This is a genomic window from Pectobacterium parvum (assembly GCF_020971565.1).
In the GTDB taxonomy this organism is placed as follows: Bacteria; Pseudomonadota; Gammaproteobacteria; order Enterobacterales; family Enterobacteriaceae; genus Pectobacterium; species Pectobacterium polare.
This window is the reverse complement of the sequence record NZ_CP087392.1, coordinates 2854401-2878147: the sequence shown is the minus strand read 5'-3', so window position 1 is coordinate 2878147 and position 23747 is coordinate 2854401. Positions and strand designations below refer to the sequence as shown.

Below are 23747 nucleotides of genomic sequence, written 5' to 3'. Positions count from 1 at the left end.
ATTTTTGTTGTTAGTAGTTTCCTGCTGCGGCCGTTTCACCTGAAACGATAGCGACGCCTGAACTGGTGCCGATACGTGTGGCGCCGGCTTCGATCATACGCTGTGCCGTTTGGCGATCGCGAACCGCGCCGGATGCTTTGACACCCATCTCGATGCCGACGGTGCTACGCATCAGTCGAACGTGTTCTTCACGCGCGCCGCCCGTGCTGAAACCGGTAGACGTTTTGACGAACGCGACATCCAACTGACGACACATTTCACACACCAGGACAATCTGTTCGTCATCAAGCAGACAGGTTTCCAATATTACCTTCAACGGTATAGCGGCGCAAACCTCACGCACGGCCTGAATATCCGCTTTGACGGCGGCAATATTCCCACTTTTCAGCCAGCCGACGTTAATCACCATATCGATTTCTTGCGCACCAGCATCAATCGCTGCTTTCGCTTCAAAAGCTTTGCTGGATGTCAGGCCTGCACCAAGAGGGAAACCGATAACAGAACATACCTGTACTCCAGTGCCTTTCAGCTTTTCGGCCACTAAGGGAACGTAACCTGAGTTAACACAGACGGCATAAAAACGGTGAGCAATCGCTTCATCGCACAGGGTGGCGATTTGCTGTTCGGTGGCATTGGCTGCCAGCAGTGTGTGGTCGATATAGCGTGCGTAGTCAGTCATGGCAAATCCTTAGAGGTGTATACCCGTCATACTTCAAGCTGCTTGTGCGTTGGCTGCCCTTACTTACCCCAGTCACTTACTAGTGTAAGCTCCTAAGGATTCGCGCGGTTGCTGCCTTCACGCAACTCGAATTATTTAGGGTAGCGATAAGAAATCATATAGCGTGATTATGACACTCAATAACCTTAATGTCATAAAGATAACAATAAAATTAGTTTTTGTTATTTTAATAACAAAAAATGAAGCGGATGTGATAGTGGGTGTATGATGAGTGAGAAGAGGAGGTGTTTTGGCTAACGTAGGGCAGAAAAGAAAACGCCCATCGTTCTTGAACCTGAAAGGCGGGAACGATGGGCTCCTCAATAAGGGGAATCAAAGAAAAGCAGTGGCACTTATTCAGACTGTAGGGCAAAGAAAAAGTTCTGGCTTTTAGAAAATAATATTGACGATTTTTTACACTTTCTCAGCCGGGCAGTTCAGGCCAGATAACCACGATAAGTGAACCTGCTAAGGTGAGTAGCACGTTAGCGATGGCATAGGTACCCGCATAGCCGAGCGCAGGGATGTTACTGCGCGCCGTATCGCTGATAATTTCCATCGCAGGGGCGCAGGTTCGTGCACCCATCATGGCGCCAAACAGCAGCGCACGGTTCATTTTCAGCACATACGCACCAAACAGAAAGCAAATCACCACCGGCAGAAGGCTAACAATTAGCCCTGAAGCCAGCATCTGAATACCGACTTCTCCCAGGCTACTGTTGATGGTGCTACCTGCGCTCAGGCCAACGCCAGCCATAAAAACCATCAGGCCGAATTCTTTGACCATGTTAAGCGCGCCTTGCGGAATATAACCGAAGGTCGGGTGGTTGGCGCGCAGGAACCCCAGCATGATACCGGCGAACAGCAACCCAGCCGCGTTACCGATGCCAAAGGTGAAGTTGCTGAATTGGATGGTGATCAGCCCGACCATCACGCCGATGACGAAAAAGGCGCAGAAGGCGAGCAGGTCGGTGACCTGGCTATGAATAGAAATGAACCCGATTCTGTCAGCAATGCTTTTGACCCGGCGGGCGTCCCCGCTGACCTGCAAGACATCGCCTTTATTCAGCACGACGTTATCGTCAATCGGCATTTCAATCTGGCTACGGACAATACGGTTGAGGAAACAGCCGTGATCGGTCAGCTTCAATTGGCTCAGGCGTTTACCGACGGCATTGTGGTTCTTGACGACAATCTCTTCCGTTACGATGCGCATATCCAGCAAATCGCGGTCGAAAACCTCTTTGCCATCGCGGAAATTGGAGTTCAGGCGAGAATGGGCGTCGGGATAGCCGACCAGCGCGATCTCATCGCCGATTTGCAAGACGGCGTCACCATCGGGGCTGGCCAGAATCCCGTTTCGTCGGATGCGCTCGATGTAGCAGCCGGTCTGGCGATAGATCCCCAGCTCGCGCAGATTCTTGCCGTCCGCCCAGTCAACCAATTCCGGCCCGACGCGATAGGCGCGAATCACTGGCAGATACACTTTTCTCTGGCTGTCTGGGTCTAATCCGCGCTCGCGTGCAATCTGTTGAGCGCTGGTAGGCAAATCCTGATGCTGGAGTTTGGGCAGGTAGCGTGCGCCAAAAATGAGGCTGACCAGCCCGACCAGATACGTCAGCGCATAGCCCAAACTCAGATGATCTTGCTCAATACCGAGCTGGTTACCCAAGCTGGCGGTGTTGCGCAGCGTGTCGCCCGCACCGACCAGCACCGGCGTTGAGGTCATGGATCCGGCCAGCATCCCCGCCGTCAGGCCAATACCCCAACCAAAGAATTTGCCTAAGCCTAACGCGAGTAACATGGCACTGCCGACCATCACCAGCGCTAGCATGAAATAATTCTTTCCGTCGCGGAAAAAAATAGAAAAGAAATTCGGCCCTGCTTCCACGCCCACGCAAAAAATAAATAACATAAAACCGAGGCTCAGTGCTTCGGTATTAATCGAAAAATGCTGCTGGCCGAGTAATAAAGAAACAACTAAAACTCCAATAGAATTACCGAGTTGTACTGGCCCAAGGCGTAATTTCCCCAGGCAGAGTCCTAATGAAAGAACCACGAATAAAAGTAGAATGTAATTCCCATTTAACAAATCAGCGACGTTTATATTCATGGAATGTAACTTGTTGTTTACCAGTAAGTTCTTGATGTTATTCATTATAGCGGCTAGATTTAGCCATGAAATGCATGAATTCCCGTGACGGTATCAATACGCGTCAGCTGAAAGGAATCAGCCTCGTTCAGTATAATTTATCCGATAAAAATTGTTCAGTGTAATTATTGTTTAATTTAATGATTGTGGTGTCGCTGTTGACGAAATGCGTCGGGTTATCGTCTTTTTCTGTGGACAACCTGCATGTCGAATAAATCGTAGCGAAGCCTCATGTTTTTCATATCGGGGAATAGATACACCAATCATTTTTACCATGCCGCATATTTTCGGTATCTGGTTGATGCAGGTTGGGAGGCATATTGAGTGGGGGCGATTTATGGCAAGAAATAAAGGTTGGGTCGGTGCGACCTGCTGTTTTTTATTGTTCACCGTCGTGTTTCTGAGTCAAAAGATTGAGGCATCAGAAGTTGCGGTGAGTGATGAGCTGCGTGGTAGTCCGGGAATGTTGCTTTTTTTGCTGCCCGGTATGGTGGCCTGTTTTCTTTCTGCGCGCGGTCGCCTGCTTTACCCGCTGTTTGGCGCGCTGGCGGCAATGCCCGTGTGTTTGTTGGTGCTCCACCTGTGGAATACCCCAATGCGCTCTTTCTGGCAAGAGCTGGCCTACGTGATGAGTGCAGTCTTTTGGTGTGTTTTGGGTGCAATGGGCGTGCTGTGTTTACGCAGCCTTTATCGACGTTATCTTCGTTGAATGGGTTCTATTCCGAACTCATAAAAAAGCGCGGACTGTCGCCGCGCTATTGTTTTGTCAGTTCGATGATCTAGGTGTTCTGCCAATCGGGTGATTATGACTGGAACAGCGCCAAGTGCTCTTTGGCATAGGCTTCAAAATCGGTGCAACCGCCGATGTGTTTTTCATCCAGAAAAATCTGCGGTACGGTTTCAACCGGCTTTCCTACCGTCTTGGACAAATCTTCTTTCGAGATGCCTTCTGCGTGAATATCTACATAGCGGAAGCTGAAGTCATCACGTTGCTCGGCCAGTTTCTCTGCCAGTTCTTTCGCACGTACACAATAAGGGCAAGCTGGGCGCCCGAAAATTACAGCGAACATGTAAACTCCTTTGTAAAATTAGAAAAATGTTCTCATTCTTGAAACGTATAGCGTGATGTCTGTTACAGACAAGGTCACGGCTAAAAATGTTACGCTTAATGAGGTTACTGCGAATCGCGCTACTATACCGAAATTTATCAATACTATGCCCGCATTCATTGATGAAAAAAAGTAGTCATTACCTGTTATAACGATTTGCCGAAGCGATTAGGTGGTGGAGTAATGCAGATTTCGCCTGAGCTACGATATAATTCCGTCATACTTCAAGCTGCCTATGAGATGTACTTTACCGACTGAAGGATGCCAGTGTGACACCAACGATTGATTTGCTACAGCGCCACCGTTCTATTCGCGCGTTTACGTCTCAGGCCATAACGGATGAGCAACGCCACGCTATCATTAGCGCTGCACAAAGTGCGTCCAGCTCTAGCTTTTTACAATGCAGCTCAATTATCTGTATTACCGATCCTGCTGTGCGTGAAACGCTTGTTCACTATACCGGTGAGCAAGGCTATGTGGCGCAGTCAGCAGAATTTTGGGTCTTTTGCGCCGACTTTCATCGGCATGTAGAGATCTTCCCACAGGCAGAAACCGGGCTGGCTGAGCAATTGCTGATTGGCTGCGTCGATACCGCGCTCATGGCACAGAATGCGCTAATTGCCGCCGAGTCGCTGGGGTTAGGTGGGGTATTTATCGGCGGGATCCGCAATCGCATCGCTGACGTGACGCAGCTGTTGCAACTGCCAACGCGAGTTCTGCCGTTGTTTGGCCTGTGTCTGGGGCACCCAGACGCGGAACCTATGCTGAAACCGCGCATGCCAACCGCGATGATGCTGCATGAGAATGTCTATCAGCCGCTTGACCGCGATGTGCTGGCACAATATGACCAGCAAATGGTGGAGTATTATCTGGAACGTACTGGTAGCCGCCGTGAAAGCTGGAGTGAGCACGTTGAACGGACGCTGAAAAAAGAGTTACGTCCATTTATGCTGGACTACTTACATCAACAAGGATGGGCGATACGCTAGTATCCGTAGGATATTTATGAAGATAGCCATTCTGTCTCGTGATGGGTCGTTATATTCCTGCAAACGTCTGCGTGAAGCGGCGGAGGCGGGCCAGCACAGCATTGAGATTATTGACCCGCTTTCCTGCTACATGAATATCAATTCGGCAGCGCCGTCGGTGCATTATCGCGGGCGTCGGCTGGATAAATTTGATGCGGTTATTCCGCGTATCGGTTCACAGATCACGTTCTATGGTACGGCGGTATTGCGCCAGTTTGAAATGCTGGGCAGCTACCCGCTGAATAATTCTGTCGCCATCATTCGCGCCCGCGACAAACTGCATTCTCTGCAACTGCTTGCTCGTGAGGGAATTGACCTGCCGATCACCGGATTTGCTCATTCGCCGGATGATACTGGTGATTTGATTGCGATGGTGGGTGGGGCGCCACTGGTTGTAAAACTGGTGGAGGGCACGCAGGGAATCGGTGTGGTATTGGCAGAAACGCGACAGGCGGCGGAAAGCGTGATTGATGCCTTTCGTGGGCTGAATGCGCATATTCTGGTGCAGGAATACGTGCATGAAGCGCAAGGCAAAGATATCCGCTGTTTTGTGATCGGCAACCGCGTTGTTGCGGCGATTGAGCGGCAGGCGAAAGCGGGGGAGTTTCGTTCAAACCTGCATCGCGGCGGCTCGGCGAATAAAGTGAAAATTACGGCGAAGGAGCGTGCGATTGCCATCAAGGCGACAAAAACGCTGGGGCTGAATATCGCGGGCGTCGATATTTTGCGTGCCGATCGGGGGCCACTGGTGATGGAAGTCAACGCCTCGCCGGGGTTGGAAGGGATTGAAACGACGACCGGGCTCGATATTGCTGACATGATGATTGAATTTATTGAGCAAAATACCCAGAGGCGCCTCGCAATATCGGCAACAATAAGCAAAAGTTAGCTTTCTGAAACAGGGATCGCGCCGTAAAATACGACGTTCCCGATTGGCATGTGGGCATCGTGCAGCTGCGCTATTCAGCATACTGCCGCGCAGTGGAATGATAAAAGCGGGTGATAGCGCGCTTTTATCATGGCATCGTCGTGCAATATTCCGTAAGCTGTGGGGTCATTTTTAACGCTGCCTCTGTTTTACGGTAGCTTCTGTTTTACGTTTTAACATCGCTCCGGCGTGGGTGGTGCTTTCTTTTCAACAACGCTGTTTTTACAGCGACAGGTATGAGGCAAACATGATGGATTCACTCATCGTCCCTGATTTGGCAATGCTACGGCGATGGCTGGATCAACTGAACATTCTGTATTTCGAATGTGATTCCTGTCAGGCGCTCCATCTTCCTCATATGCAAAATTTTGATGGCGTGTTCGATGCGAAAGTTGATCTGGTAGATAACGTGATTCTGTTTTCTGCCCTTGCCGAAGTGAAGCCCAGCGCGTTGATTCCTCTGTTCGGTGACCTGAGCCAAATCAATGCCAGCTCGTTGACCGTCAAGGCATTTATCGACGTTCAGGACGATAATCTGCCGAAGTTGATTGTTTGCCAGTCATTCAGCGTGGCCGCTGGCATGACGCTGGAACAATTCAGACATTTCATGCAGCAGTCCGAAGAACAAATTTCAATGGTGATCCTTGAGGCCGGCGCTAATAATCTGCTGTTTATCGGCGAGGAAGAAGAGGGCTCTGCTGCCAGAGTTACCACCACTCATCTGCATTGATACGGTTGCTGCCAACGGCAGCAATTGGTTTTACTTATTTTCCTTTCGCCGCCATTTATTCTGGTTATTTCGCATTATTACCAGATATTTCTCTTTGTTTGCCGCTAAATGCCTTCATCACATCGATAAAATGTGAATAAATAATCGTTAAAACCCATTTTTACGTTCGAGTATGGTGCGTACGATGTTGTGGGGTTATGCTTTATTCCTGTAAGACACAGACGGCGGAATCAGCGCTATGTCTGTGTCTGAGCAAATAAAAATCGGTGCATACTCATTCATCGATTGGATAGCGCGACAGGCTCTATTTTGTATCGGAACGATACAGATTAACCCCCATGAATCACCCCCTTGAATGGAGGAAGGAACGGATGTTCACCCAACGTAAAAAATGGCTATCGGGTGTTGTTACCGGCTTGCTGATGGCCGCGTCCGTCACCGCATCTGCGGAAGAGAAAACGCTGCATGTTTATAACTGGTCCGACTATATCGCGCCGGACACGTTAGCCAATTTCCAGAAAGAAACCGGTATTAAAGTCGTCTATGACGTGTTTGACTCCAACGAAGTGTTGGAAGGCAAGCTCATGGCGGGCAGCACGGGTTTTGATCTGGTGGTGCCTTCTGCCAGCTTCCTGGAGCGCCAGCTCTCTGCGGGAGTGTTTCAGCCATTAGACAAGAGCAAGTTACCGAATTACAAAAATCTGGATCCTGATCTGATGAAGCTGATTGCGCAGCACGATCCAGACAATAAATATGCCCTGCCTTACCTGTGGGCGACCACGGGCATCGGCTATAACGTTGAGAAAGTGAAAGCTGCGCTAGGTGCCGATGCACCGGTTGACAGCTGGGATCTGGTTCTGAAGCCAGAGAACCTGGAAAAACTGAAAAGCTGCGGCGTCTCCTTCCTGGATGCACCGGAAGAGATCTTTGCAACCGTGCTGAATTATCAGGGTAAAGATCCGAACAGCACTAAACCGGGTGATTACACTACGTCTGCAACCGACCTGCTGCTGAAACTGCGTCCGAGCATTCGCTACTTCCATTCGTCTCAGTACATCAACGACCTGGCAAACGGCGATATCTGCGTCGCAGTCGGCTGGGCGGGCGATATCCTGCAGGCAGGAAACCGTGCGAAAGAAGCGAAGAACGGGGTGAATATCCAATACAGCATTCCAAAAGAGGGCGCGCTGGCATTCTTTGATGTCCTCGCTATTCCAAAAGATGCTAAAAATCTGGATGAAGCCTATGCGTTTCTGGATTACCTGATGAAGCCGGAAGTGATGGCGGGAATCAGTAACCACGTATATTACGCGAGCGGTAACCTAGCCTCCTTGCCGTTGGTGAACGCAGAGATTCGTAACAATCCGGGCGTTTATCCGCCAGCGGATGTCCGCGCCAAACTGTTTACGCTCAAAGTTCAATCTCCTCAGATTGACCGTACGCGTACGCGTGCATGGACTAAGGTTAAAAGCGGCAAATAGCCTCTTTGATCTGAATCGTTACCCACTCGCTTGACGGTTGCTGATTTCGGCAACCTGAGAATGGAGGGGTATAAAATGTGGCGAACAGGCGGATAACCCGCCTGTTTGCGCTCTATATTGTGTCACACTGCTGAATGCAAAAGCGCCAAATGGCGGCATCTGCGGTGTGGCTTGTTCTGCTTTTGCCGGAGAGCAATGCGAAGTGAATGACGCAATCCCCCGCCCTCAATCAAAACCTCCCAAAGCGGTCACGCCGCTGCTGGAAGTGCGTAACCTGACAAAGTCGTTCGATGGCCAGGCCGCTGTCGATGATGTCAGTCTGACTATTTATAAAGGCGAAATTTTTGCGCTGCTGGGGGCATCCGGCTGTGGGAAATCCACGCTGCTGCGTATGCTGGCAGGTTTTGAGCTCCCCACGCAGGGGCAGATTGTTCTGGATGGTCAGGATTTGTCATTGGTGCCGCCTTACCAGCGTCCCATCAATATGATGTTCCAGTCTTATGCGCTGTTCCCACACATGACGGTGGAAAAGAATATTGCGTTTGGTCTGAAGCAGGACAAACTGCCGCGTGCGGAAATCAAAGATCGTGTGGAAGAGATGTTGTCGCTGGTGCACATGCAAGAGTTCGCCAATCGTAAACCGCATCAGCTTTCCGGCGGTCAACGTCAGCGTGTTGCGCTGGCTCGTAGTCTGGCGAAGCGTCCCAAATTGCTGCTGCTGGACGAACCGATGGGTGCGCTGGACAAAAAATTGCGCGACCGCATGCAGCTTGAAGTTGTCGATATTCTGGAACGTGTCGGCGTGACCTGCGTAATGGTGACGCACGATCAAGAAGAAGCGATGACGATGGCGGGTCGAATTGCCATTATGAATCGCGGTAAGTTCGTACAAATTGGCGAGCCGGAAGAGATTTATGAGCACCCAAATACGCGTTTCAGTGCGGAGTTCATCGGCTCGGTCAATATGTTTGAAGGGATCTTACAGGAACGTCAGGATGATGCGCTGATCATCAAAAGCCCCGGATTGGTGCATCCGCTGAAGGTGGATTCGGATGTTTCGGTGGTCGATGGCGTTCCTGTCTACATCGCGTTGCGTCCTGAGAAAATCATGCTGTGCGAAGAGGTGCCGGCTGATGGCTGTAACTTCGCGGTAGGGGAAGTGGTCCATATCGCCTACCTGGGCGACCTGTCGATTTACCACGTCAGGCTCAACAGCGGGCAAATCATCAGCGCGCAGTTACAAAATGCCTACCGCTATCGCAAAGGCATGCCGACCTGGGGAGATGAGGTTCGGTTATGTTGGGATGCGGATAGCTGTGTGGTTCTGACGGTGTAGCGAGGAAGAATGTCATGACTTTATTTCCCGAACATAACACGGCGGAACCACCAGGCAAGGCCAGACTCTGGCTTCGTGTACTGATGGCGCGTTGGCGTCAAAAACACGGGCGCAAGCTGGTCATCGCACTGCCATATCTATGGCTGCTGCTGCTGTTCATGCTGCCATTCCTGATCGTGTTCAAAATCAGTCTTGCAGAGATGGCGCGGGCGATCCCGCCTTATACCGATTTGGTCTCGTGGCTGGACGGCAAGCTGGATATTTCCCTGAACCTTGGGAACTACCTGCATTTGTTGGACGATCCGCTGTATTTCGATGCTTATATGCAATCGCTTCAGGTTGCTGCTGTGTCGACGCTGTGCTGTCTGTTTATCGGCTACCCGCTAGCCTGGGCGGTGGCGCACAGTAAACCGTCAACGCGTAATATCCTGTTGTTGCTGGTGATTCTTCCGTCGTGGACGTCATTCCTGATTCGCGTCTACGCCTGGATGGGGATTCTGAAAAATAACGGTATCCTGAATAACTTCCTGCTGTGGCTGGGCGTGATCGATGAACCGTTGGTTATTCTGCATACCAATTTGGCGGTGTATATCGGCGTTGTGTATTCCTATCTGCCGTTTATGGTGTTGCCTATCTATACCGCGCTGATGCGGCTGGACTATTCGTTAGTGGAAGCGTCGTTGGATCTGGGTGCGCGGCCGCTGAGAACCTTCTTCAGCGTGATCGTCCCCTTAACGAAAGGCGGAATCATTGCGGGCTCGATGCTGGTCTTCATCCCTGCGGTGGGGGAGTACGTGATTCCAGAACTGCTCGGCGGGCCGGACAGTATTATGATTGGCCGTATTCTGTGGCAGGAATTCTTCAATAACCGCGATTGGCCGGTAGCTTCTGCCGTTGCCGTCGTCATGCTGCTGCTGTTGATTATGCCGATTATCTGGTTCCACAAACATCAGAGTAAAACGGCGGAGGGTGAAGCGTGAATAATTTACCTGTCGTTCGCTCACCGTGGCGTATTGTGATTTTGGTGCTGTGCTTTACGTTCCTCTATGCGCCGATGCTGATGCTGGTGATCTACTCGTTCAACAGCTCCAAGCTGGTGACCGTATGGGCTGGCTGGTCGGCACGTTGGTACGTCGAACTGTTCCACAATACGGCGATGATCAGCGCGGTGCTCCTGAGCCTGACGATTGCTGCCGCCTCGGCCACGATGGCCGTGATTCTTGGGACGATCGCCGCCGTGGTCATGGTGCGTTTTGGCCGTTTCCGTGGCTCCAATGGGTTTGCTTTTATGCTGACGGCACCGCTGGTCATGCCAGATGTGATTACCGGTCTGTCGCTGCTGTTGCTCTTTGTGGCATTAGGGCATGCCATCGGGTGGCCAGCAGAGCGAGGGATGTTCACCATCTGGCTGGCGCATGTCACGTTTTGTACCGCGTATGTCACCGTGGTGATCAGTGCTCGACTGCGTGAACTGGATCGTTCGATTGAAGAAGCGGCGATGGATCTGGGCGCAAATCCGCTCAAGGTGTTCTTCATTATCACGGTGCCGATGATTGCTCCCGCGCTGTTTTCCGGCTGGCTGCTGGCGTTTACGCTGTCGCTAGACGATCTGGTTATCGCCAGCTTCGTAGCAGGGCCCGGCTCGACAACGCTGCCAATGCTGGTGTTCTCCAGCGTCAGAATGGGCGTTAATCCACAAATTAACGCGTTGGCTTCCCTGATATTGTTAGTCGTTGGTATTATTGGATTTATCGCCTGGTGGTTTATGGCGAGAGCAGAGAAGCAGCGCTATCGCGATATGCAAAAAGCGAGACGCGGCTGATTCGATCTCTCATCGTAATTTGTTAGCCTAGCGAAGATTTCCAGCAACGCCGCCAGAGTATGGGGGCGTTGCTGTTTTGTATGACAATCAAGTTTTGTATGACGAGCAAGTTTTATATTGGCATCAGACTTTATATTGATGCTGTATTTTTGGCGGGTAAATACCGCATGAAGGGAGAGCGTTGAAATTCTGTATATGAAGAAGGAAATGACGCAACGCAAAGTTTATGCCCCGGTACCTGTGATGGTGGCGGGGATTGCGATTATTGCTACCCGCATTTTGGGGATTTTGCTGCTTGTCTGGGAGCTAGGGTTCAGCGATTTGAGCGGCTGGATCGGCAGCAACGCAGAATCCTGGGATTCAACGCTGGTGTTACTGCTGTCGCTGGTTATCGTCGGTGTTGAAATTCGCTGTGGCTTTGCCGTTTTGGCCGGTGTGAACGGGGGACGATGGGGCTATGTGGTCTGTCAGGCCGTCGTGGTGTGTTACCTGCTACTGGCATCACTGAGTGAATTTATGCCAGCGATATTCCATATCTCAGGAGAGAACAACGCTGCCGTGCTGCATCAGCTCTTGCTGCAAAAGATCCCAGATCTTCTGGTGATTGTTTTACTGTTTCTGCCACGACGCAGTAAGCGCTTCTTTATGCGTCAGAAATAGACATTTCTCTCTTATGAGCCACTCTGGCTGCTGGCGTCGCCCATAAATCGGTAAAAGGTCGCAGGGTGACGCCGTCAGAGTGATATAATCCTCGCATTCCGTATTATTTTAATAGTTAGATTTTTATGCATTGTGCCCGCTACAGCACGGGAACCTGTCGTTCCTGCCAATGGCTGGAAAAAGCCTACCCGCAGCAATTGTCTGATAAGCAGCAGCATCTTGAAGGTTTGCTGCAACCGCACGCCGTGCAGTGCTGGTTGCCCGTGCAACCTTCTGCGCAGTCTGCATTTCGTAATAAAGCCAAAATGGTGGTGAGCGGTAGCGTGGAACGCCCGCTGCTGGGGATGCTGCATCGCGATGGAACGGCGGTGGATCTCTGCGATTGCCCGCTTTATCCGTCCAGCTTCGCACCGATTTTCGACGTGCTTAAAGTCTTCATCGCTCGGGCGGGACTGACGCCTTATAACGTGGCCCGACGCCGTGGGGAGCTGAAATACCTACTGCTGACGGAAAGTACGCAGCACGGTACGTTCATGCTGCGCTTTGTCTTACGTTCGGAAACCAAGCTGGCACAGCTGCGTACCGCATTGCCCTGGCTACAGCAGCAGTTGCCTCAGCTTGAGGTGATATCCGCCAATATCCAGCCAGTACATCAGGCAATTATGGAAGGGAAAACGGAAATTATCCTGAGTGATGCTGCCGCGCTGGCTGAACAGTTCAATCAGGTGCCGTTGTATATCCGTCCACAAAGCTTTTTCCAGACGAACCCGCAGGTGGCAGCCGCGCTGTATGCGACGGCTCACGACTGGGTGGCAGAGCTGAATATTACCAGCATGTGGGATCTGTTTTGCGGGGTAGGGGGTTTTGGTCTGCACTGTGCATCATCGGAGATGCGTCTGACGGGCATTGAAATCAGCGCCGAGGCGATAGCCTGTGCGCGTCGCTCTGCGGAACAGTTAGGATTGAAGCAGGTGGAGTTTCAGGCGCTGGATTCAACGCAGTTTGCGACCGCTAAAGCGGAAATCCCGGATCTGGTGCTAGTCAACCCGCCACGTCGTGGTATCGGCAGTGAACTGTGCGCCTACCTGAGCCGCATGGCACCGGACTATATTCTCTATTCCAGCTGTAACGCCGAAAGCATGGCGAAAGACATGACAGAGCTGACGAACTACCGCGCGCTGCGCGTACAGCTATTCGACATGTTCCCGCACACGGCACACTACGAAGTGCTGACGTTATTGAAACGTGCTTGATAAGCGATAACTATATGTAATAAAAAATATATTGATGGCAACTTACTACGTTGTTGTATCCATGTTCGACAGTATGAAAGTTTCGGGCGTGCCAATTCTGGTGCTTTTCTATGATTTCATCACACGCCCGACAAGGAGCGCTCAGTTGCCGCAGCTCCTTGACCACTGGCTTTTCGGCGTGAATTGCGCCGCTGCGCGGTGCCTTCGGTGAGCGTTCCCGTTTTTCGAGCCGCCAGTGACGCGTTCCCGACGCGGCACTGTCTTTCGCGGCGTCCTGCCGCTCACTCGACGGTAACGATCACCTCAGCGCAATTTCTTACGCCTTGACGACAAAAAAGCGGCGTTATATGCATGATTTCATACGATATCACACCGCGCAGATCGAACCTTATTGCGGGAACCATTTGTCGTTAATGGTTTTGTAAGTGCCGTCCGCTTTGATGGCGTCCAGCGCTTTATTCAGTTTCTCCAGCAGCGCTTTGTCATCAGGGCGAACGGCGATGCCTAATCCGGTGCCGAAGTATTCTGCGTCAGTCACATGCTCGCCAACCGTTGCCAGTTCAGGGTTCGTCTTAATCCACTCGTTGACGACGGCGGTATCACCGAATACGCCGTCGATACGGCCATTCTTCAGATCCAGTACCGCGTTCTGGTAGCTGTCATAAGAGACGGTTTGCACTTCCGGGTGCTTATCGTGCATGTACTTCTGGTGCGTAGTGCCGTTTTCCATACCGATACGTTTGCCTTTCATCGCAGCAAAATCACTGAATTTCCCTTTTTGTGCGATAACCACGGCTGAGTTGGCATAGTAAGGCTGCGTGAACGCGACCTGCTTGCTGCGCTCTGGCGTGATGTCCATACCGGAAATCACGGCGTCATAGCGACGGAATTTCAGCGCAGGGATCAGGCTGTCAAACGCCTGATTGGTGAACGTACAGGTCGCTTGCATTTGCTTACACAGCGCTTTCGCCAGATCCATATCGAAACCGACGATTTCGTTGCTGGCATCCAGTGACTCGAATGGCGGGTAGGTAGCTGATGATGCAAAACGGATGGTGTCTGCGGCGGTGGCGCTGAAGGCGATTCCTGCCAGTAACGTGGCGAGCACTAATTTTTTCATTACCTACTCCTGTCTGTTTTTCTTATAGTGCATACCCGTCATACTTCAAGTTGCATGTGCGTTGGCTGCGTTCACGCACCCGAATCACTTACCTGAGTAAGCTCATCGGGATGCCTTCTCTTGCCGCCTTCCTGAAACTCGAATTATTTAGGGTATGAATATATGTGCGGAAGGGTTCCGACGTCATAGCGATTACCATGCCATTTATTGAATTTATATGCAATTAAAATGATTAATAAGTCGGTTTATTGCATGTTTTTACATCAGCAGGCAATAGAAGACTTTCGGGAGAAATTTTTAACGTTGCGTCAGCAACGGCCCGTAAGGGGGGCGGCTAGGGATGGCACGCCATAAAAAAAGCAGGCTATCAAAGCCTGCTTTCTAAGTGGATAAATGCGATAAGGGTTAATTACGACGTTCGAATGCCAGCGAACGACGCTCAACCCAGCGCATCAGTAGTGTCAGTAACCCGTTGACGCACAGGTAGATAATCCCAGCGGCACCAAACACCGTCACATCATACGTCCGACCGTACATCAGTTGGCTGTAGCCCATGACTTCCATCAGCGTGATGGTGTAAGCCAGTGAGGTACTCTTAAACACCAGCACTACTTCATTTGAATAAGAAGACAGCGCGCGTTTAAATGCAAACGGCAGCAAAATACGTAATGTCTGCTTCTGATCCATGCCTAACGCGGCACAGGATTGCCACTGTCCGGCAGGAATCGCTTTTACCGCACCGTAGAACAGCTGCGTAGTATAAGCTGCGCTATTGAGCGCCAGTGCCACCATTGCACACAGCCACGGCTGCGAAAGCAGGCTCCATAGCCAGGGGATTTGCTGGATAGAGGTAAATTGCCCAGGGCCGTAGTAAATCAGAAAGATTTGCACCAGCAGCGGCGTACCGGTAAACAGCGTAATGTAGCCTTTCGCCAACAGCGATATGACTGGCGTTTTGAGCGTCAGCACCACAGTCAGCAGCAGTGATAACACCAGCGCCACGACGATGGAGACAGCGGTTAAGGTCAGGCTGGTATGCAGGCCTTTTACGAGCTCAGGCAAATAAGCGAGCATCAGGAAGGCCTCCGCTCAAAACGCGTGGTGCGCAGTTCAATGCGTTTCAGCACATACTGACTTAACAGCGTAATAATCAAATAGATCGCCGCCGCGACAACGTACCAAGTGAAGGGCTCCTGCGTCCGTGTCGCAATGCTTTTGGTTTGCAGCATCAAATCGTTCACGCTGATCAGCGACACCAGCGCGGTATCTTTCAGCAATACCAGCCACTGATTGCCTAATCCCGGCAGGGCGTGACGCCACATCTGCGGCATAATCAGACGGAAAAAGATCGCGGATTTACTGAGCCCCAGCGCCTGACCCGATTCCCACTGCCCTTGCGGAACAGCTTTCAGCGCACCGCGCAGCGTTTGGGAGGCGTAGGCAGCATACAGCAGCGCCAGCGCAATCACACCGCACAGGAAGGGGCTGATTTCAAACATGCCGATATCCAGTTTTACCGGAATCTGTACGATGAAGAGATTCAGGGTAAACCCGTCTGCCAGCATCATCAGCAACTGCGAAGAGCCGAAATAGATGAACAGCACGACCAGAATTTCTGGCAAGCCGCGCAGCAGCGTCACTACGGCGGTTCCCGTCCAGCTAACGGCTTTCCAGCGGACAGTTTCCCAAATGGCAAACAGCATCGCCAGCGCGAGGCCGAGCACCAGTGCACAAACGGCAAGGCCGACGGTCATCCCGGCGGCGCTTGCAAGAGGTTGAAATTCAATCATTGAGCGTCAGATTACTGCTGGAACCATTTTTTGTAGATGGTCTCGTAAGTGCCATCCTGCTTGATTTTGTTGAGCGCAGTGTCGAATTTCTTCAGCAGCTCATCGTTGTTCTGGCGCACGGCGATGCCCAGACCGATACCGAAGTAACCTTTATCCGTCACTTTCTGACCCACGGTTGCCAGCGCATCGTTCTGTTTCAGCCATTCGTTAACCACAGCGGTGTCACCGAACACGGCATCCAGACGACCATTTTTCAGGTCCAGCACGGCATTCTGGTAGCTGTCGTAAGGCACAGTTTTAATATCGCTATGCTTTTCCATCAGGTATTTCTGGTGGGTGGTGCCATTCTGTACGCCAACGCGTTTGCCTGTCAGCGCGGCGATATCGGCCACTTTCCCTTTCTGGGCAATAAACTGCGCGGAGTTGTCATAGTAAGGCTGAGTGAACGACACCTGCTGTTGACGCTCAGGGGTAATATCCATTCCCGCGATGACAGCTTCGAAGCGACGGAATTTCAGGCCGGGGATCAGGCTGTCGAAAGCCTGATTGCTGAACGTACAGGTCGCCTGCATTTCTTTGCACAGTGCATTCGCCAGATCGATATCAAAACCCTGGATCTGGTTATTGGCATCGACAAATTCGAACGGAGGGTAGGAGGCTTCAGTCGCGAAACGGATGGTATCTGCGGCATTAGCAGAGGCGGCACCAACGGCGAATAAGGCTGCAACAATCAATTTTTTCATTATCATTTTCCTGATAGTAATCAATGTGACAAATAGCCAGCGAATTCAGGCGTCTGCGGCTGGGTAAAGTGCGTCGCATCCCCTTGTTCAACGATGCGGCCGTTTTCCATATACACCACACGGCTGGCCGTTTTACGGGCAAATTCAACTTCGTGGGTCACAATCACCTGCGTAATCCCGGTTTCTGCCAATTCACGGATGATGTTGACAACCTGAGCGGTAATTTCTGGATCCAGCGCGGCAGTCGGTTCATCAAATAACAGAACCTGAGGTTCCATCATCAGCGCACGGGCAATCGCGACACGCTGTTGCTGTCCGCCAGAAAGATGAAGAGGGAAGCGATCGGCAAAGTCATTGAGGCGCAGGCGCGTGAGCAGCTTGTCTGCCCGTGCTTTTGCTTCTTCCTTGCTCAGCCCCAGCACGCGGCAGGGCGCTTCGATCAGGTTCTGCACCACGGTCAGATGCGGCCACAAATTATATTGCTGGAACACCATCCCGACGTTCTGACGCAATTCACGGATCGCGCTGTCAGATGGCGTGCGCTGAAAATCAAACTGATTACCGGCGATGGAAAGCTTGCCAGAACGTGGCATTTCCAACAGATTAAGAACGCGTATTAGCGAGCTCTTTCCCGCACCGCTGGGACCAAGAAGAACCAGCGTTTCACCCGCAGGACAATCGAGGGTGATATCAAATAGCGCCTGGTATGTACCGTAGAAACAGTTAATGCCGTTTAGTTGAATACTCATGCGTAAGAATTGAATAGACATTGATGCGGCGAATGTTAACGTCGGCAGAATAGTTATGCAATCACCGTGGGTTAAAATTTGCCAATAAGCGATTTGTTGGTTAAATAATAGCACAAAATAGTGACTTACCGCTGAGCTCGCGCTTTCTCATCAGCAGCGCTGAGCATTGACATTAAAAAGCAGTAAAAGGAGACGACATGCAATTATCCACTACGCCGAATCTGGAAGGCTTCACCATTACTGAATATTGTGGCGTCGTGACTGGCGAAGCCATTCTGGGCGCGAACATCTTCCGTGACTTTTTTGCCAGTATTCGCGATGTCGTCGGCGGCCGGTCTGGTGCCTATGAGAAGGAGCTGCGTAAGGCGCGGCAAATTGCGTTCAAAGAGTTACAGGAGCAAGCCACAGATTTAGGGGCGAACGCCATTGTGGGCATTGATCTTGACTATGAAACCGTCGGGAAGGATGGCAGCATGCTGATGGTGACAGTTAGCGGTACCGCAGTAAAAGTTCGCCGCTAGCAGCTTATACTCGTCATACTTCAAGTTGCATGTGCGTTGGCTGCGCTCACTCACCCGAATCACTTACTCAAGTAAGCTCATCGGGATTCGTTCTCTTGCCGCCTTCCTGAAACTCGAATTATTTAGAGTATATATAGTGAGTTGGCGAAGAGATGGTGTGGAAGAGCATATAGAGTGGAATAACGATGTTGAAATGGATGGTCTGCATAGCGTTGGGGCTGTTGGCGGGTTGCCAATCAGCTTCCTCGCTGAAAGAACAGAATAATTATGTGCTGGAGACCGCATTGCAGTCGCGGGCGCAGGAGTCCCGTATCCGCTTTCTGGTGATTCACTACACGGCGGAAAATTTTGCCACCTCACTGAATATTCTGACGGATGATCACGTCAGCGCCCATTATCTGATTCCAGCACACCCACCTTTGCGGCGCGGCAAGCCGCTTGCCTGGCAACTGGTGCCGGAGTCTCAGGCTGCCTGGCATGCGGGAGCCAGTAGCTGGCGTGGATTTAGTCGCCTGAATAATTCCTCAATTGGTATTGAGATTGAAAACGCAGGCTATCAACGCACGCTAACGGGCTATACGTGGGAGCCGTTTACCGCTTCGCAGATTCAGCTCGTGACTGCGATCGCCCGCGATATTGTCGATCGCTATCGGATTGCGCCGCGGAATGTGGTGGCACACAGCGATATTGCCCCATTGCGCAAACAAGACCCTGGGCCGCTGTTCCCCTGGCAGACTCTGGCACAAGCGGGCGTAGGTGCCTGGCCGGACGCGCAGCGGGTCGCGTTCTATTTGAACAGACGGCTACCGTTGCAGCCAGTGGATGAAGCGGTTCTGCTGGAAAAGCTGGGGCGCTATGGCTACTCGATGCAGGACACGATGACGTCGCGTGAAAAGCGGCAGGTGATTGCCGCCTTCCAGATGCATTTCCGACCTGAGAACTATCAAGGCAAGCCAGATGCGCAGAGTGAAGCGATCGTTGATGCGCTGCTGGAGAAATACGGCAGCCGCTAAACCGTTTCCTTCTCTGCCAGTTTCGCAATACGCGCCGCCATACCACGGAAGATAAACAGGTGAGCAGGCATCATCAGAAACCAGTAGACCAGTCCGTTGAACCCAGAAGGGTGCCAGCGGGCGCGCACATCCACGGTTCGGTGAGTGCCTTTGTCCGTGATAGTAAAGTTGAGTTTCCCCAGCCCCGGTGCTTTCATGCCGAATAGCAGCACTAGCTGACGCTGTGGCTTGATCGAGATAACCTTCCAGCCGTCAATCTTGTCGCCCACTTCTAGCGTTGGGCGCTCGGGGCGTCCGTAAGTGACGCCGTTGCCGCACAGATCGTCCAGCCGGGCGCGGATGTTCCACAGCGCATTGGCGTAAAAATAGCCTTCCTTGCCGCCGACCTGCTGGATGACCTGCCAGAGCGCCTGACTGGAGGCTGTCGTCTCCATCGTATGGCCCGCCTGTTTGGGGTAAAAACCGTAATTTGGTTTCCAGCGCGCGCGAACCTCGGTGTCATCGCCCCAGTCCGCCTGCTGTACGCTCTCCATTTCGCTTTGCAGCGTGAGGCGCACGGCGTCATCAAAGCTCATCAGCGTTTGTGGGATTAATGCCTGCAATTCGCTGCCATCGGCCTGTAAATCGTGTTTTAGCCCCTGAATGAGGGCGCGGGCAATCGAGGGAGGAACCGAGGTCACCAGATGCAAGAACCAGACAGACACCAGATGCGTCGGCATGGGAACGGGAATTAGCAATCTGCGCTTGCCGCTGATCTGAATGAAACGCTCGAACATGGTCTGGTAACTGATGTATTCGGGGCCTGCGGCATCCATGATGCGGTTTTCTGTCGCGGGGTGCTGCGCGATGCCGATCAGATATACCAGCAGGTTTTCCAGCGCAATGGGGGACGATTTAGAACGCACCCAGCGCGGTGGCGTCAGTATCGGCAGGTTATAGACCATATCGCGCATGATCTCGAACGCCGCCGAACCAGTACCGATAATAATGCCCGCACGCAGCTCTGTGACGGGAATACCGCTGCTGCGTAAAACATCTCCCGTGATCTGGCGTGCTTGCATGTGCGGTGAGGTATCGTCTTTCGCCTGAAGCGATCCCAGATAGATAATCTGTTTTACGCGGCTGGAGGCCAGTGCCAGCAGCAGGTTCATGGCCGTCATCCGCTCTCTCGCGACGAAGTCCGCACCGTCGCCCATGCTGTGCACCAGATAATAGATCGTCTCCGCGCCCCATAGACCATCAGGCAGGCTTTCTGGCTTAGCGAGATCAACCTGTTGGCAGTCGACGCCCGGCCAATTTCGTGACGCGAGGGATTCGATATTCCGACCGGCAGCGATGACTCGATTGCCTTGTTTGCTCAACCGCTCGGTTAAATGGCGGCCAATGTAGCCAGTTGCGCCCAGAATCAAGATCGGGGCTGAGGGGGATGTCATGTGCCAGTGGCTCCACAGCAAAATATAACCATGGCTTACTATAATCGGGAAAAGGCAAATCTGGAAAAGACAAATCGGTAAAAGATGAATAGGGAAAGGGTAAAAAGCGATGAAAAATAGGGGATTAATACTCGCCTGAAACCACGCGTAATTTAACATGGCCTACCTGCCCGATAGCCGAGGCTACCGGGCAGAAGGGGGTAAAACGCGGGCGTATCAGGCCAGAACGGTGTCGCCTTGCAGCTGGCAACTACAGGCCAAAACATAGCCCTGTTCGATCTCGGCTGGTGTTAGCGTCATGGTACTGCTGGTGGTGTAATTACCGGATAGCACGCGGGTTTTACAGCTCCCGCAAACACCGGCGCGGCAGGCGGCGACAACCGGCACCTTATTGGCTTCAAGTGCGGCCAGCAGACTGATGCCTACCGGAACGCGCAGGTTTTTCAGCGGACGGCTGATGGTCAGCGTGAGCTGATCGGCATCTTCATCCAGTATTTCATCTGCCGGGCGGAACTGTTCTTTGAAGATGCGGTTTGAAGCAACGCCAAGCTGCTGACTCAGGGTTTCAATCTGGTTCATGTACGGGGCTGGGCCGCAGGTCATCACGGTGCGGCTGGCGATATCCGGCACGTGTTCGATCAGCAGGTCGCCGCTGATGCGTCCAGAGAGAAAACCGGGCGCAGCGTCAAACTCTGCCATTAGCGTCAGATGCAGTTGCTGCGGATAACGCTGCACCAGATCCTGCCATTCTTTGGCGAAGATCACCTGCAACGGATTGCGCACGTTGAAAATAACGTGAATATCGGTTTGCGGTTTGTTTGCCAGCAGCCAGCGGCACATCGACATAATCGGCGTGACGCCACAGCCTGCCGCCGCCATCAGGTAGCGATCGCTGACCGCGTTGGCGCAGGTAAACTCGCCCTGTGCATCGGACAGCCACAGATAATCACCGACTTTTAGCGCTTGGGTCAGCCAGCGGGAACCGACACCGTCGTCCAGTCTTCTTACCGTCAAGGTAATAAAACGGCTGAGGCCCGGTGAAGAAGAAATCGTATAAGCCCGTAGCGTCTCCGCGCTGTTGGCAATGCTGACTAACGCATACTGACCCGGCTGATACGGATAAAAATCATGATTAACCAGTGAAATCGTCCAGACATCAGGCGTTTCCTGGGTAATCGAGTGTACCTGCATGCGGTTAGAGCAAAGCGGTGTCGGCCCAATCTGTAGTGCGGGCATGGTCATAATCAATCTCCATAACAAACGGGTACGGTGAAGCGTGTAAAAATGGCGGCCCATAAGCAGTGGGCTGAGCGTGAGGCATCAATGCCGATACCTCACGCTGCGTGACGAGGAACGCGCTCCTCCGTCCGCATTGATTCATCAAGCGGCCAGAATGGTGTTCATGTCCTGTTCAACGGTGGTAATTGCTCGCATACCGAATTTGTCGTTCAGAATGGCAAGCAGGTTGTCCGTCAGGAAGCCCGGTGCCGTTGGCCCGGTGTAGATATTCTTCACGCCGAGGGACAGCAGGGTGAGCAGGATGACAATGGCTTTCTGTTCAAACCAAGACAGCACCAGACTCAGCGGCAGGTCGTTCACGCCACAGCCCAGTTTCTCCGCCAGCTTAACGGCCAGAATAATTGCCGCGTAGGCGTCATTACATTGGCCGACATCCAGCAGACGTGGCAGGCCTTCCAGCGTACCGAAGTCCAGTTTGTTGAAACGGTATTTACCACAGGCTAGCGTCATGATCAGGCAATCTTGCGGAACGTTCAGCGTAAAGTCCGTGAAGTAGCTACGTTCTTCACGGCTACCGTCACATCCACCAACCAGGAAGACATGGCGCAGTTTTTTCTGTGCAACCAGATCGATAACGGTATCCGCGGCGCTCAACAGTGTTTCACGACCAAAACCGACGGTGATCATGTGCTCGATTTCGCTGTATGGGAAACCGGCCAGACCCTGTGCCTGTTCGATCACTTGGCTAAAATCGTCGCCTTCCAGATGGTTCACGCCCGGCCAGCCAACGATGCTGCGCGTCCAGATGCGGTCGCCGTAGTTGCCCACGTTTGGATCGATAATACAGTTGGAGGTCATGACGATTGCGCCAGGGAATTTGGCAAACTCAGTCTGCTGGTTCTGCCAGCCGCTGCCGTAGTTGCCTGCCAGATGCGTGAATTTTTTCAGCTCTGGATAACCGTGTGCAGGCAGCATTTCACCGTGGGTATAAATATTCACGCCGGTGCCTTCGGTTTGCTCCAGCAGCATGCGCAGATCTTTCAGGTCATGACCCGAAATCAGAATCGCTTTACCCGCAATTGGGCGGACGTTAACGGAGGTCGGCTGTGGATGGCCGTAAGCATTAGTCTCGCCATGGTCAAGGATCGCCATCACGTTGAAGTTCATTTTACCGATGCCCATTGCGTTGTTCAGCAGGGTGTCAACATCGGATGGCTGGGTGCCCAGCCATGCCATGAAAGCATGATATTCGGCATAGATCGCGTTGTCATACTGACCGAGAACGTGGGCGTGCTCCATATAAGCTGCCGCACCTTTCAGGCCGTAAAGGTTGAGCATGCGCAAGCCATGAACGTCGTCACCGACGCTGGCTTTATCGCTGTCCAGCGCAAAATCTGCTGCCTGTTGCAGTAAGGTCGGAATATCGTTGCCCGCCAGTTGCAGGGCTGCCATTGGGTGGTCGACGGTCGCGGTGGCGTCATGCAGACGGCAGCGAACAGCCAATGACTCACGCAGTGTAATGGCTTCCTGTGCGTAGCCAATAATACGTTGGGAATCGAAGTTAACGTTGGTCAACGTAGAGAAGAAGGCGCGTGGCGCAAAGTTGTCGACATCGTGATCGATGATATCCAACTCGCGCGCTTTCAACGCCCAGGCAGAAAGCCCTTGCAGCACAGCGACCAGCAGGTCTTGCAGATCGGAGGTTTCTGCGGTTTTGCCGCACATGCCCTGCGCGTAAGAGCAGCCGTTTCCAACAGGGGTACGAATCGTTTGTTCACATTGCACACAAAACATAATGACTTCCTTTTTTAAGTTGCATTTTAAATGCTTGTTTAAAGCATAGTGTTAGCCGAGGCAGGTAAAAAGGCTTTTTTACTGCAACTTTAGGTAAATTTGATTTAGCGCAAGTTTGGTGATGGTCA

Annotated in this window: 23 protein-coding genes; 12 read left to right on the top strand and 11 right to left on the bottom strand. The window is 52.1% G+C overall.

Going from position 1 to position 23747, the window contains the following annotated elements:
- Positions 1 to 10 precede the first annotated feature (10 nt).
- Together deoC and LOZ86_RS12925 are read right to left on the bottom strand one after the other, a co-directional pair.
- The gene (deoC, locus tag LOZ86_RS12930; RefSeq protein WP_039481480.1) at positions 11 to 679 is read right to left on the bottom strand and encodes a deoxyribose-phosphate aldolase; all 669 of its coding nucleotides are present in this window, start codon (positions 677 to 679) and stop codon (positions 11 to 13) included.
- 463 nt (positions 680 to 1142) lie between these two features.
- Positions 1143 to 2831 (bottom strand): aspartate:alanine antiporter, encoded by a 1689-nt coding sequence (locus LOZ86_RS12925; protein ID WP_039288083.1) that lies wholly within the window; start codon positions 2829 to 2831, stop codon positions 1143 to 1145.
- Between the two features lie 376 nt (positions 2832 to 3207).
- Here LOZ86_RS12925 and LOZ86_RS12920 point away from each other — a divergent pair, with 376 nt between their 5' ends.
- Entirely contained in the window at positions 3208 to 3579 is a 372-nt protein-coding gene (locus LOZ86_RS12920) for an inner membrane protein YbjM (protein ID WP_039481478.1), read from the top strand.
- Positions 3580 to 3673: 94 nt separating this feature from the next.
- Here LOZ86_RS12920 and LOZ86_RS12915 read toward each other — a convergent pair whose 3' ends face one another.
- Positions 3674 to 3940 (bottom strand): GrxA family glutaredoxin, encoded by a 267-nt coding sequence (locus LOZ86_RS12915; protein ID WP_010277298.1) that lies wholly within the window; start codon positions 3938 to 3940, stop codon positions 3674 to 3676.
- 308 nt (positions 3941 to 4248) lie between these two features.
- On the opposite strand from LOZ86_RS12915, the gene nfsA reads away from it, so the two are divergent.
- The 9 genes from nfsA to rlmC all read left to right on the top strand — a co-directional run bounded on the left by nfsA (position 4249) and on the right by rlmC (position 13217).
- Positions 4249 to 4968: an oxygen-insensitive NADPH nitroreductase gene (nfsA, locus tag LOZ86_RS12910; protein WP_039481476.1), complete on the top strand. Its 720-nt coding sequence runs from the start codon at positions 4249 to 4251 to the stop codon at positions 4966 to 4968.
- Positions 4969 to 4984: 16 nt separating this feature from the next.
- Positions 4985 to 5896: a 30S ribosomal protein S6--L-glutamate ligase gene (gene rimK / locus LOZ86_RS12905; protein ID WP_039481473.1), complete on the top strand. Its 912-nt coding sequence runs from the start codon at positions 4985 to 4987 to the stop codon at positions 5894 to 5896.
- Between the two features lie 289 nt (positions 5897 to 6185).
- Complete coding sequence (locus LOZ86_RS12900) at positions 6186 to 6665, top strand: type III secretion system chaperone family protein (protein ID WP_039481469.1); 480 nt, start codon at positions 6186 to 6188, stop codon at positions 6663 to 6665.
- Between the two features lie 371 nt (positions 6666 to 7036).
- Positions 7037 to 8146, top strand: coding sequence for a spermidine/putrescine ABC transporter substrate-binding protein PotF (gene potF / locus LOZ86_RS12895; protein WP_039481466.1), 1110 nt, complete (start codon positions 7037 to 7039; stop codon positions 8144 to 8146).
- A gap of 202 nt (positions 8147 to 8348) precedes the next feature.
- Positions 8349 to 9482 (top strand): putrescine ABC transporter ATP-binding subunit PotG, encoded by a 1134-nt coding sequence (potG, locus tag LOZ86_RS12890; RefSeq protein WP_039481463.1) that lies wholly within the window; start codon positions 8349 to 8351, stop codon positions 9480 to 9482.
- A gap of 14 nt (positions 9483 to 9496) precedes the next feature.
- A complete protein-coding gene (gene potH, locus LOZ86_RS12885; RefSeq protein WP_039481460.1) occupies positions 9497 to 10462 on the top strand; it encodes a putrescine ABC transporter permease PotH in 966 nt (321 codons plus the stop codon).
- Positions 10459 to 11304: a putrescine ABC transporter permease PotI gene (gene potI, locus LOZ86_RS12880; RefSeq protein ID WP_039481457.1), complete on the top strand. Its 846-nt coding sequence runs from the start codon at positions 10459 to 10461 to the stop codon at positions 11302 to 11304. Before potH ends, potI begins: the two co-directional genes overlap by 4 nt.
- 207 nt (positions 11305 to 11511) lie before the next feature.
- Positions 11512 to 11964, top strand: coding sequence for a YbjO family protein (locus tag LOZ86_RS12875; RefSeq protein ID WP_039481454.1), 453 nt, complete (start codon positions 11512 to 11514; stop codon positions 11962 to 11964).
- 125 nt (positions 11965 to 12089) lie between these two features.
- Positions 12090 to 13217, top strand: a complete 1128-nt coding sequence (rlmC, locus tag LOZ86_RS12870) for a 23S rRNA (uracil(747)-C(5))-methyltransferase RlmC (RefSeq protein ID WP_039481451.1) — start codon at positions 12090 to 12092, stop codon at positions 13215 to 13217.
- Positions 13218 to 13605: 388 nt separating this feature from the next.
- Here the strand turns inward: rlmC and artJ (LOZ86_RS12865) are convergent, their stop codons facing one another.
- The 5 genes from artJ (LOZ86_RS12865) to artP all read right to left on the bottom strand — a co-directional run bounded on the left by artJ (LOZ86_RS12865) (position 13606) and on the right by artP (position 17619).
- Positions 13606 to 14337 carry an arginine ABC transporter substrate-binding protein gene (artJ, locus tag LOZ86_RS12865; protein WP_010306608.1) on the bottom strand — a complete coding sequence of 244 codons (732 nt, stop codon included), beginning with the start codon at positions 14335 to 14337 and terminating at the stop codon, positions 13606 to 13608.
- 405 nt (positions 14338 to 14742) lie between these two features.
- Positions 14743 to 15411 carry an arginine ABC transporter permease ArtM gene (gene artM, locus LOZ86_RS12860; RefSeq protein ID WP_039481447.1) on the bottom strand — a complete coding sequence of 223 codons (669 nt, stop codon included), beginning with the start codon at positions 15409 to 15411 and terminating at the stop codon, positions 14743 to 14745.
- Positions 15411 to 16127, bottom strand: a complete 717-nt coding sequence (gene artQ / locus LOZ86_RS12855; RefSeq protein WP_039481445.1) for an arginine ABC transporter permease ArtQ — start codon at positions 16125 to 16127, stop codon at positions 15411 to 15413. The genes artM and artQ overlap by 1 nt, the downstream gene beginning before the upstream one ends.
- A gap of 11 nt (positions 16128 to 16138) precedes the next feature.
- Complete coding sequence (gene artJ, locus LOZ86_RS12850; protein ID WP_039472655.1) at positions 16139 to 16870, bottom strand: arginine ABC transporter substrate-binding protein; 732 nt, start codon at positions 16868 to 16870, stop codon at positions 16139 to 16141.
- A 20-nt stretch (positions 16871 to 16890) separates the two neighbouring features.
- Entirely contained in the window at positions 16891 to 17619 is a 729-nt protein-coding gene (artP, locus tag LOZ86_RS12845) for an arginine ABC transporter ATP-binding protein ArtP (RefSeq protein WP_280927623.1), read from the bottom strand.
- Between the two features lie 197 nt (positions 17620 to 17816).
- Here artP and LOZ86_RS12840 point away from each other — a divergent pair, with 197 nt between their 5' ends.
- Together LOZ86_RS12840 and LOZ86_RS12835 are read left to right on the top strand one after the other, a co-directional pair.
- A complete protein-coding gene (locus LOZ86_RS12840; protein ID WP_039481440.1) occupies positions 17817 to 18140 on the top strand; it encodes a heavy metal-binding domain-containing protein in 324 nt (107 codons plus the stop codon).
- A gap of 185 nt (positions 18141 to 18325) precedes the next feature.
- Complete coding sequence (locus LOZ86_RS12835; RefSeq protein ID WP_039481437.1) at positions 18326 to 19153, top strand: N-acetylmuramoyl-L-alanine amidase; 828 nt, start codon at positions 18326 to 18328, stop codon at positions 19151 to 19153.
- Here the strand turns inward: LOZ86_RS12835 and LOZ86_RS12830 are convergent.
- From LOZ86_RS12830 to hcp, 3 genes are all read right to left on the bottom strand, one after another.
- Positions 19150 to 20586 carry a DUF2867 domain-containing protein gene (locus tag LOZ86_RS12830; RefSeq protein ID WP_230242094.1) on the bottom strand — a complete coding sequence of 479 codons (1437 nt, stop codon included), beginning with the start codon at positions 20584 to 20586 and terminating at the stop codon, positions 19150 to 19152. The genes LOZ86_RS12835 and LOZ86_RS12830 overlap by 4 nt on opposite strands.
- A 216-nt stretch (positions 20587 to 20802) precedes the next feature.
- Positions 20803 to 21828: an NADH oxidoreductase gene (hcr, locus tag LOZ86_RS12825; protein WP_039481432.1), complete on the bottom strand. Its 1026-nt coding sequence runs from the start codon at positions 21826 to 21828 to the stop codon at positions 20803 to 20805.
- 138 nt (positions 21829 to 21966) lie between these two features.
- A complete protein-coding gene (gene hcp / locus LOZ86_RS12820) occupies positions 21967 to 23619 on the bottom strand; it encodes a hydroxylamine reductase (protein WP_095699216.1) in 1653 nt (550 codons plus the stop codon).
- Positions 23620 to 23747: the final 128 nt, after the last annotated feature.

Coding starts and splice junctions, on each gene's coding strand:
- deoC (WP_039481480.1), bottom strand. CDS start 679: ATGACTGACTACGCACGCTATATCGACCACACACTGCTGGCAGCCAAT.
- LOZ86_RS12925 (WP_039288083.1), bottom strand. CDS start 2,831: ATGAATATAAACGTCGCTGATTTGTTAAATGGGAATTACATTCTACTT.
- LOZ86_RS12920 (WP_039481478.1), top strand. CDS start 3,208: ATGGCAAGAAATAAAGGTTGGGTCGGTGCGACCTGCTGTTTTTTATTG.
- LOZ86_RS12915 (WP_010277298.1), bottom strand. CDS start 3,940: ATGTTCGCTGTAATTTTCGGGCGCCCAGCTTGCCCTTATTGTGTACGT.
- rimK (WP_039481473.1), top strand. CDS start 4,985: ATGAAGATAGCCATTCTGTCTCGTGATGGGTCGTTATATTCCTGCAAA.
- LOZ86_RS12900 (WP_039481469.1), top strand. CDS start 6,186: ATGGATTCACTCATCGTCCCTGATTTGGCAATGCTACGGCGATGGCTG.
- potF (WP_039481466.1), top strand. CDS start 7,037: ATGTTCACCCAACGTAAAAAATGGCTATCGGGTGTTGTTACCGGCTTG.
- potH (WP_039481460.1), top strand. CDS start 9,497: ATGACTTTATTTCCCGAACATAACACGGCGGAACCACCAGGCAAGGCC.
- LOZ86_RS12875 (WP_039481454.1), top strand. CDS start 11,512: ATGACGCAACGCAAAGTTTATGCCCCGGTACCTGTGATGGTGGCGGGG.
- rlmC (WP_039481451.1), top strand. CDS start 12,090: ATGCATTGTGCCCGCTACAGCACGGGAACCTGTCGTTCCTGCCAATGG.
- artJ (WP_010306608.1), bottom strand. CDS start 14,337: ATGAAAAAATTAGTGCTCGCCACGTTACTGGCAGGAATCGCCTTCAGC.
- artM (WP_039481447.1), bottom strand. CDS start 15,411: ATGCTCGCTTATTTGCCTGAGCTCGTAAAAGGCCTGCATACCAGCCTG.
- artQ (WP_039481445.1), bottom strand. CDS start 16,127: ATGATTGAATTTCAACCTCTTGCAAGCGCCGCCGGGATGACCGTCGGC.
- artJ (WP_039472655.1), bottom strand. CDS start 16,870: ATGAAAAAATTGATTGTTGCAGCCTTATTCGCCGTTGGTGCCGCCTCT.
- artP (WP_280927623.1), bottom strand. CDS start 17,619: ATGAGTATTCAACTAAACGGCATTAACTGTTTCTACGGTACATACCAG.
- LOZ86_RS12840 (WP_039481440.1), top strand. CDS start 17,817: ATGCAATTATCCACTACGCCGAATCTGGAAGGCTTCACCATTACTGAA.
- LOZ86_RS12835 (WP_039481437.1), top strand. CDS start 18,326: ATGTTGAAATGGATGGTCTGCATAGCGTTGGGGCTGTTGGCGGGTTGC.
- LOZ86_RS12830 (WP_230242094.1), bottom strand. CDS start 20,586: ATGACATCCCCCTCAGCCCCGATCTTGATTCTGGGCGCAACTGGCTAC.
- hcr (WP_039481432.1), bottom strand. CDS start 21,828: ATGACCATGCCCGCACTACAGATTGGGCCGACACCGCTTTGCTCTAAC.
- hcp (WP_095699216.1), bottom strand. CDS start 23,619: ATGTTTTGTGTGCAATGTGAACAAACGATTCGTACCCCTGTTGGAAAC.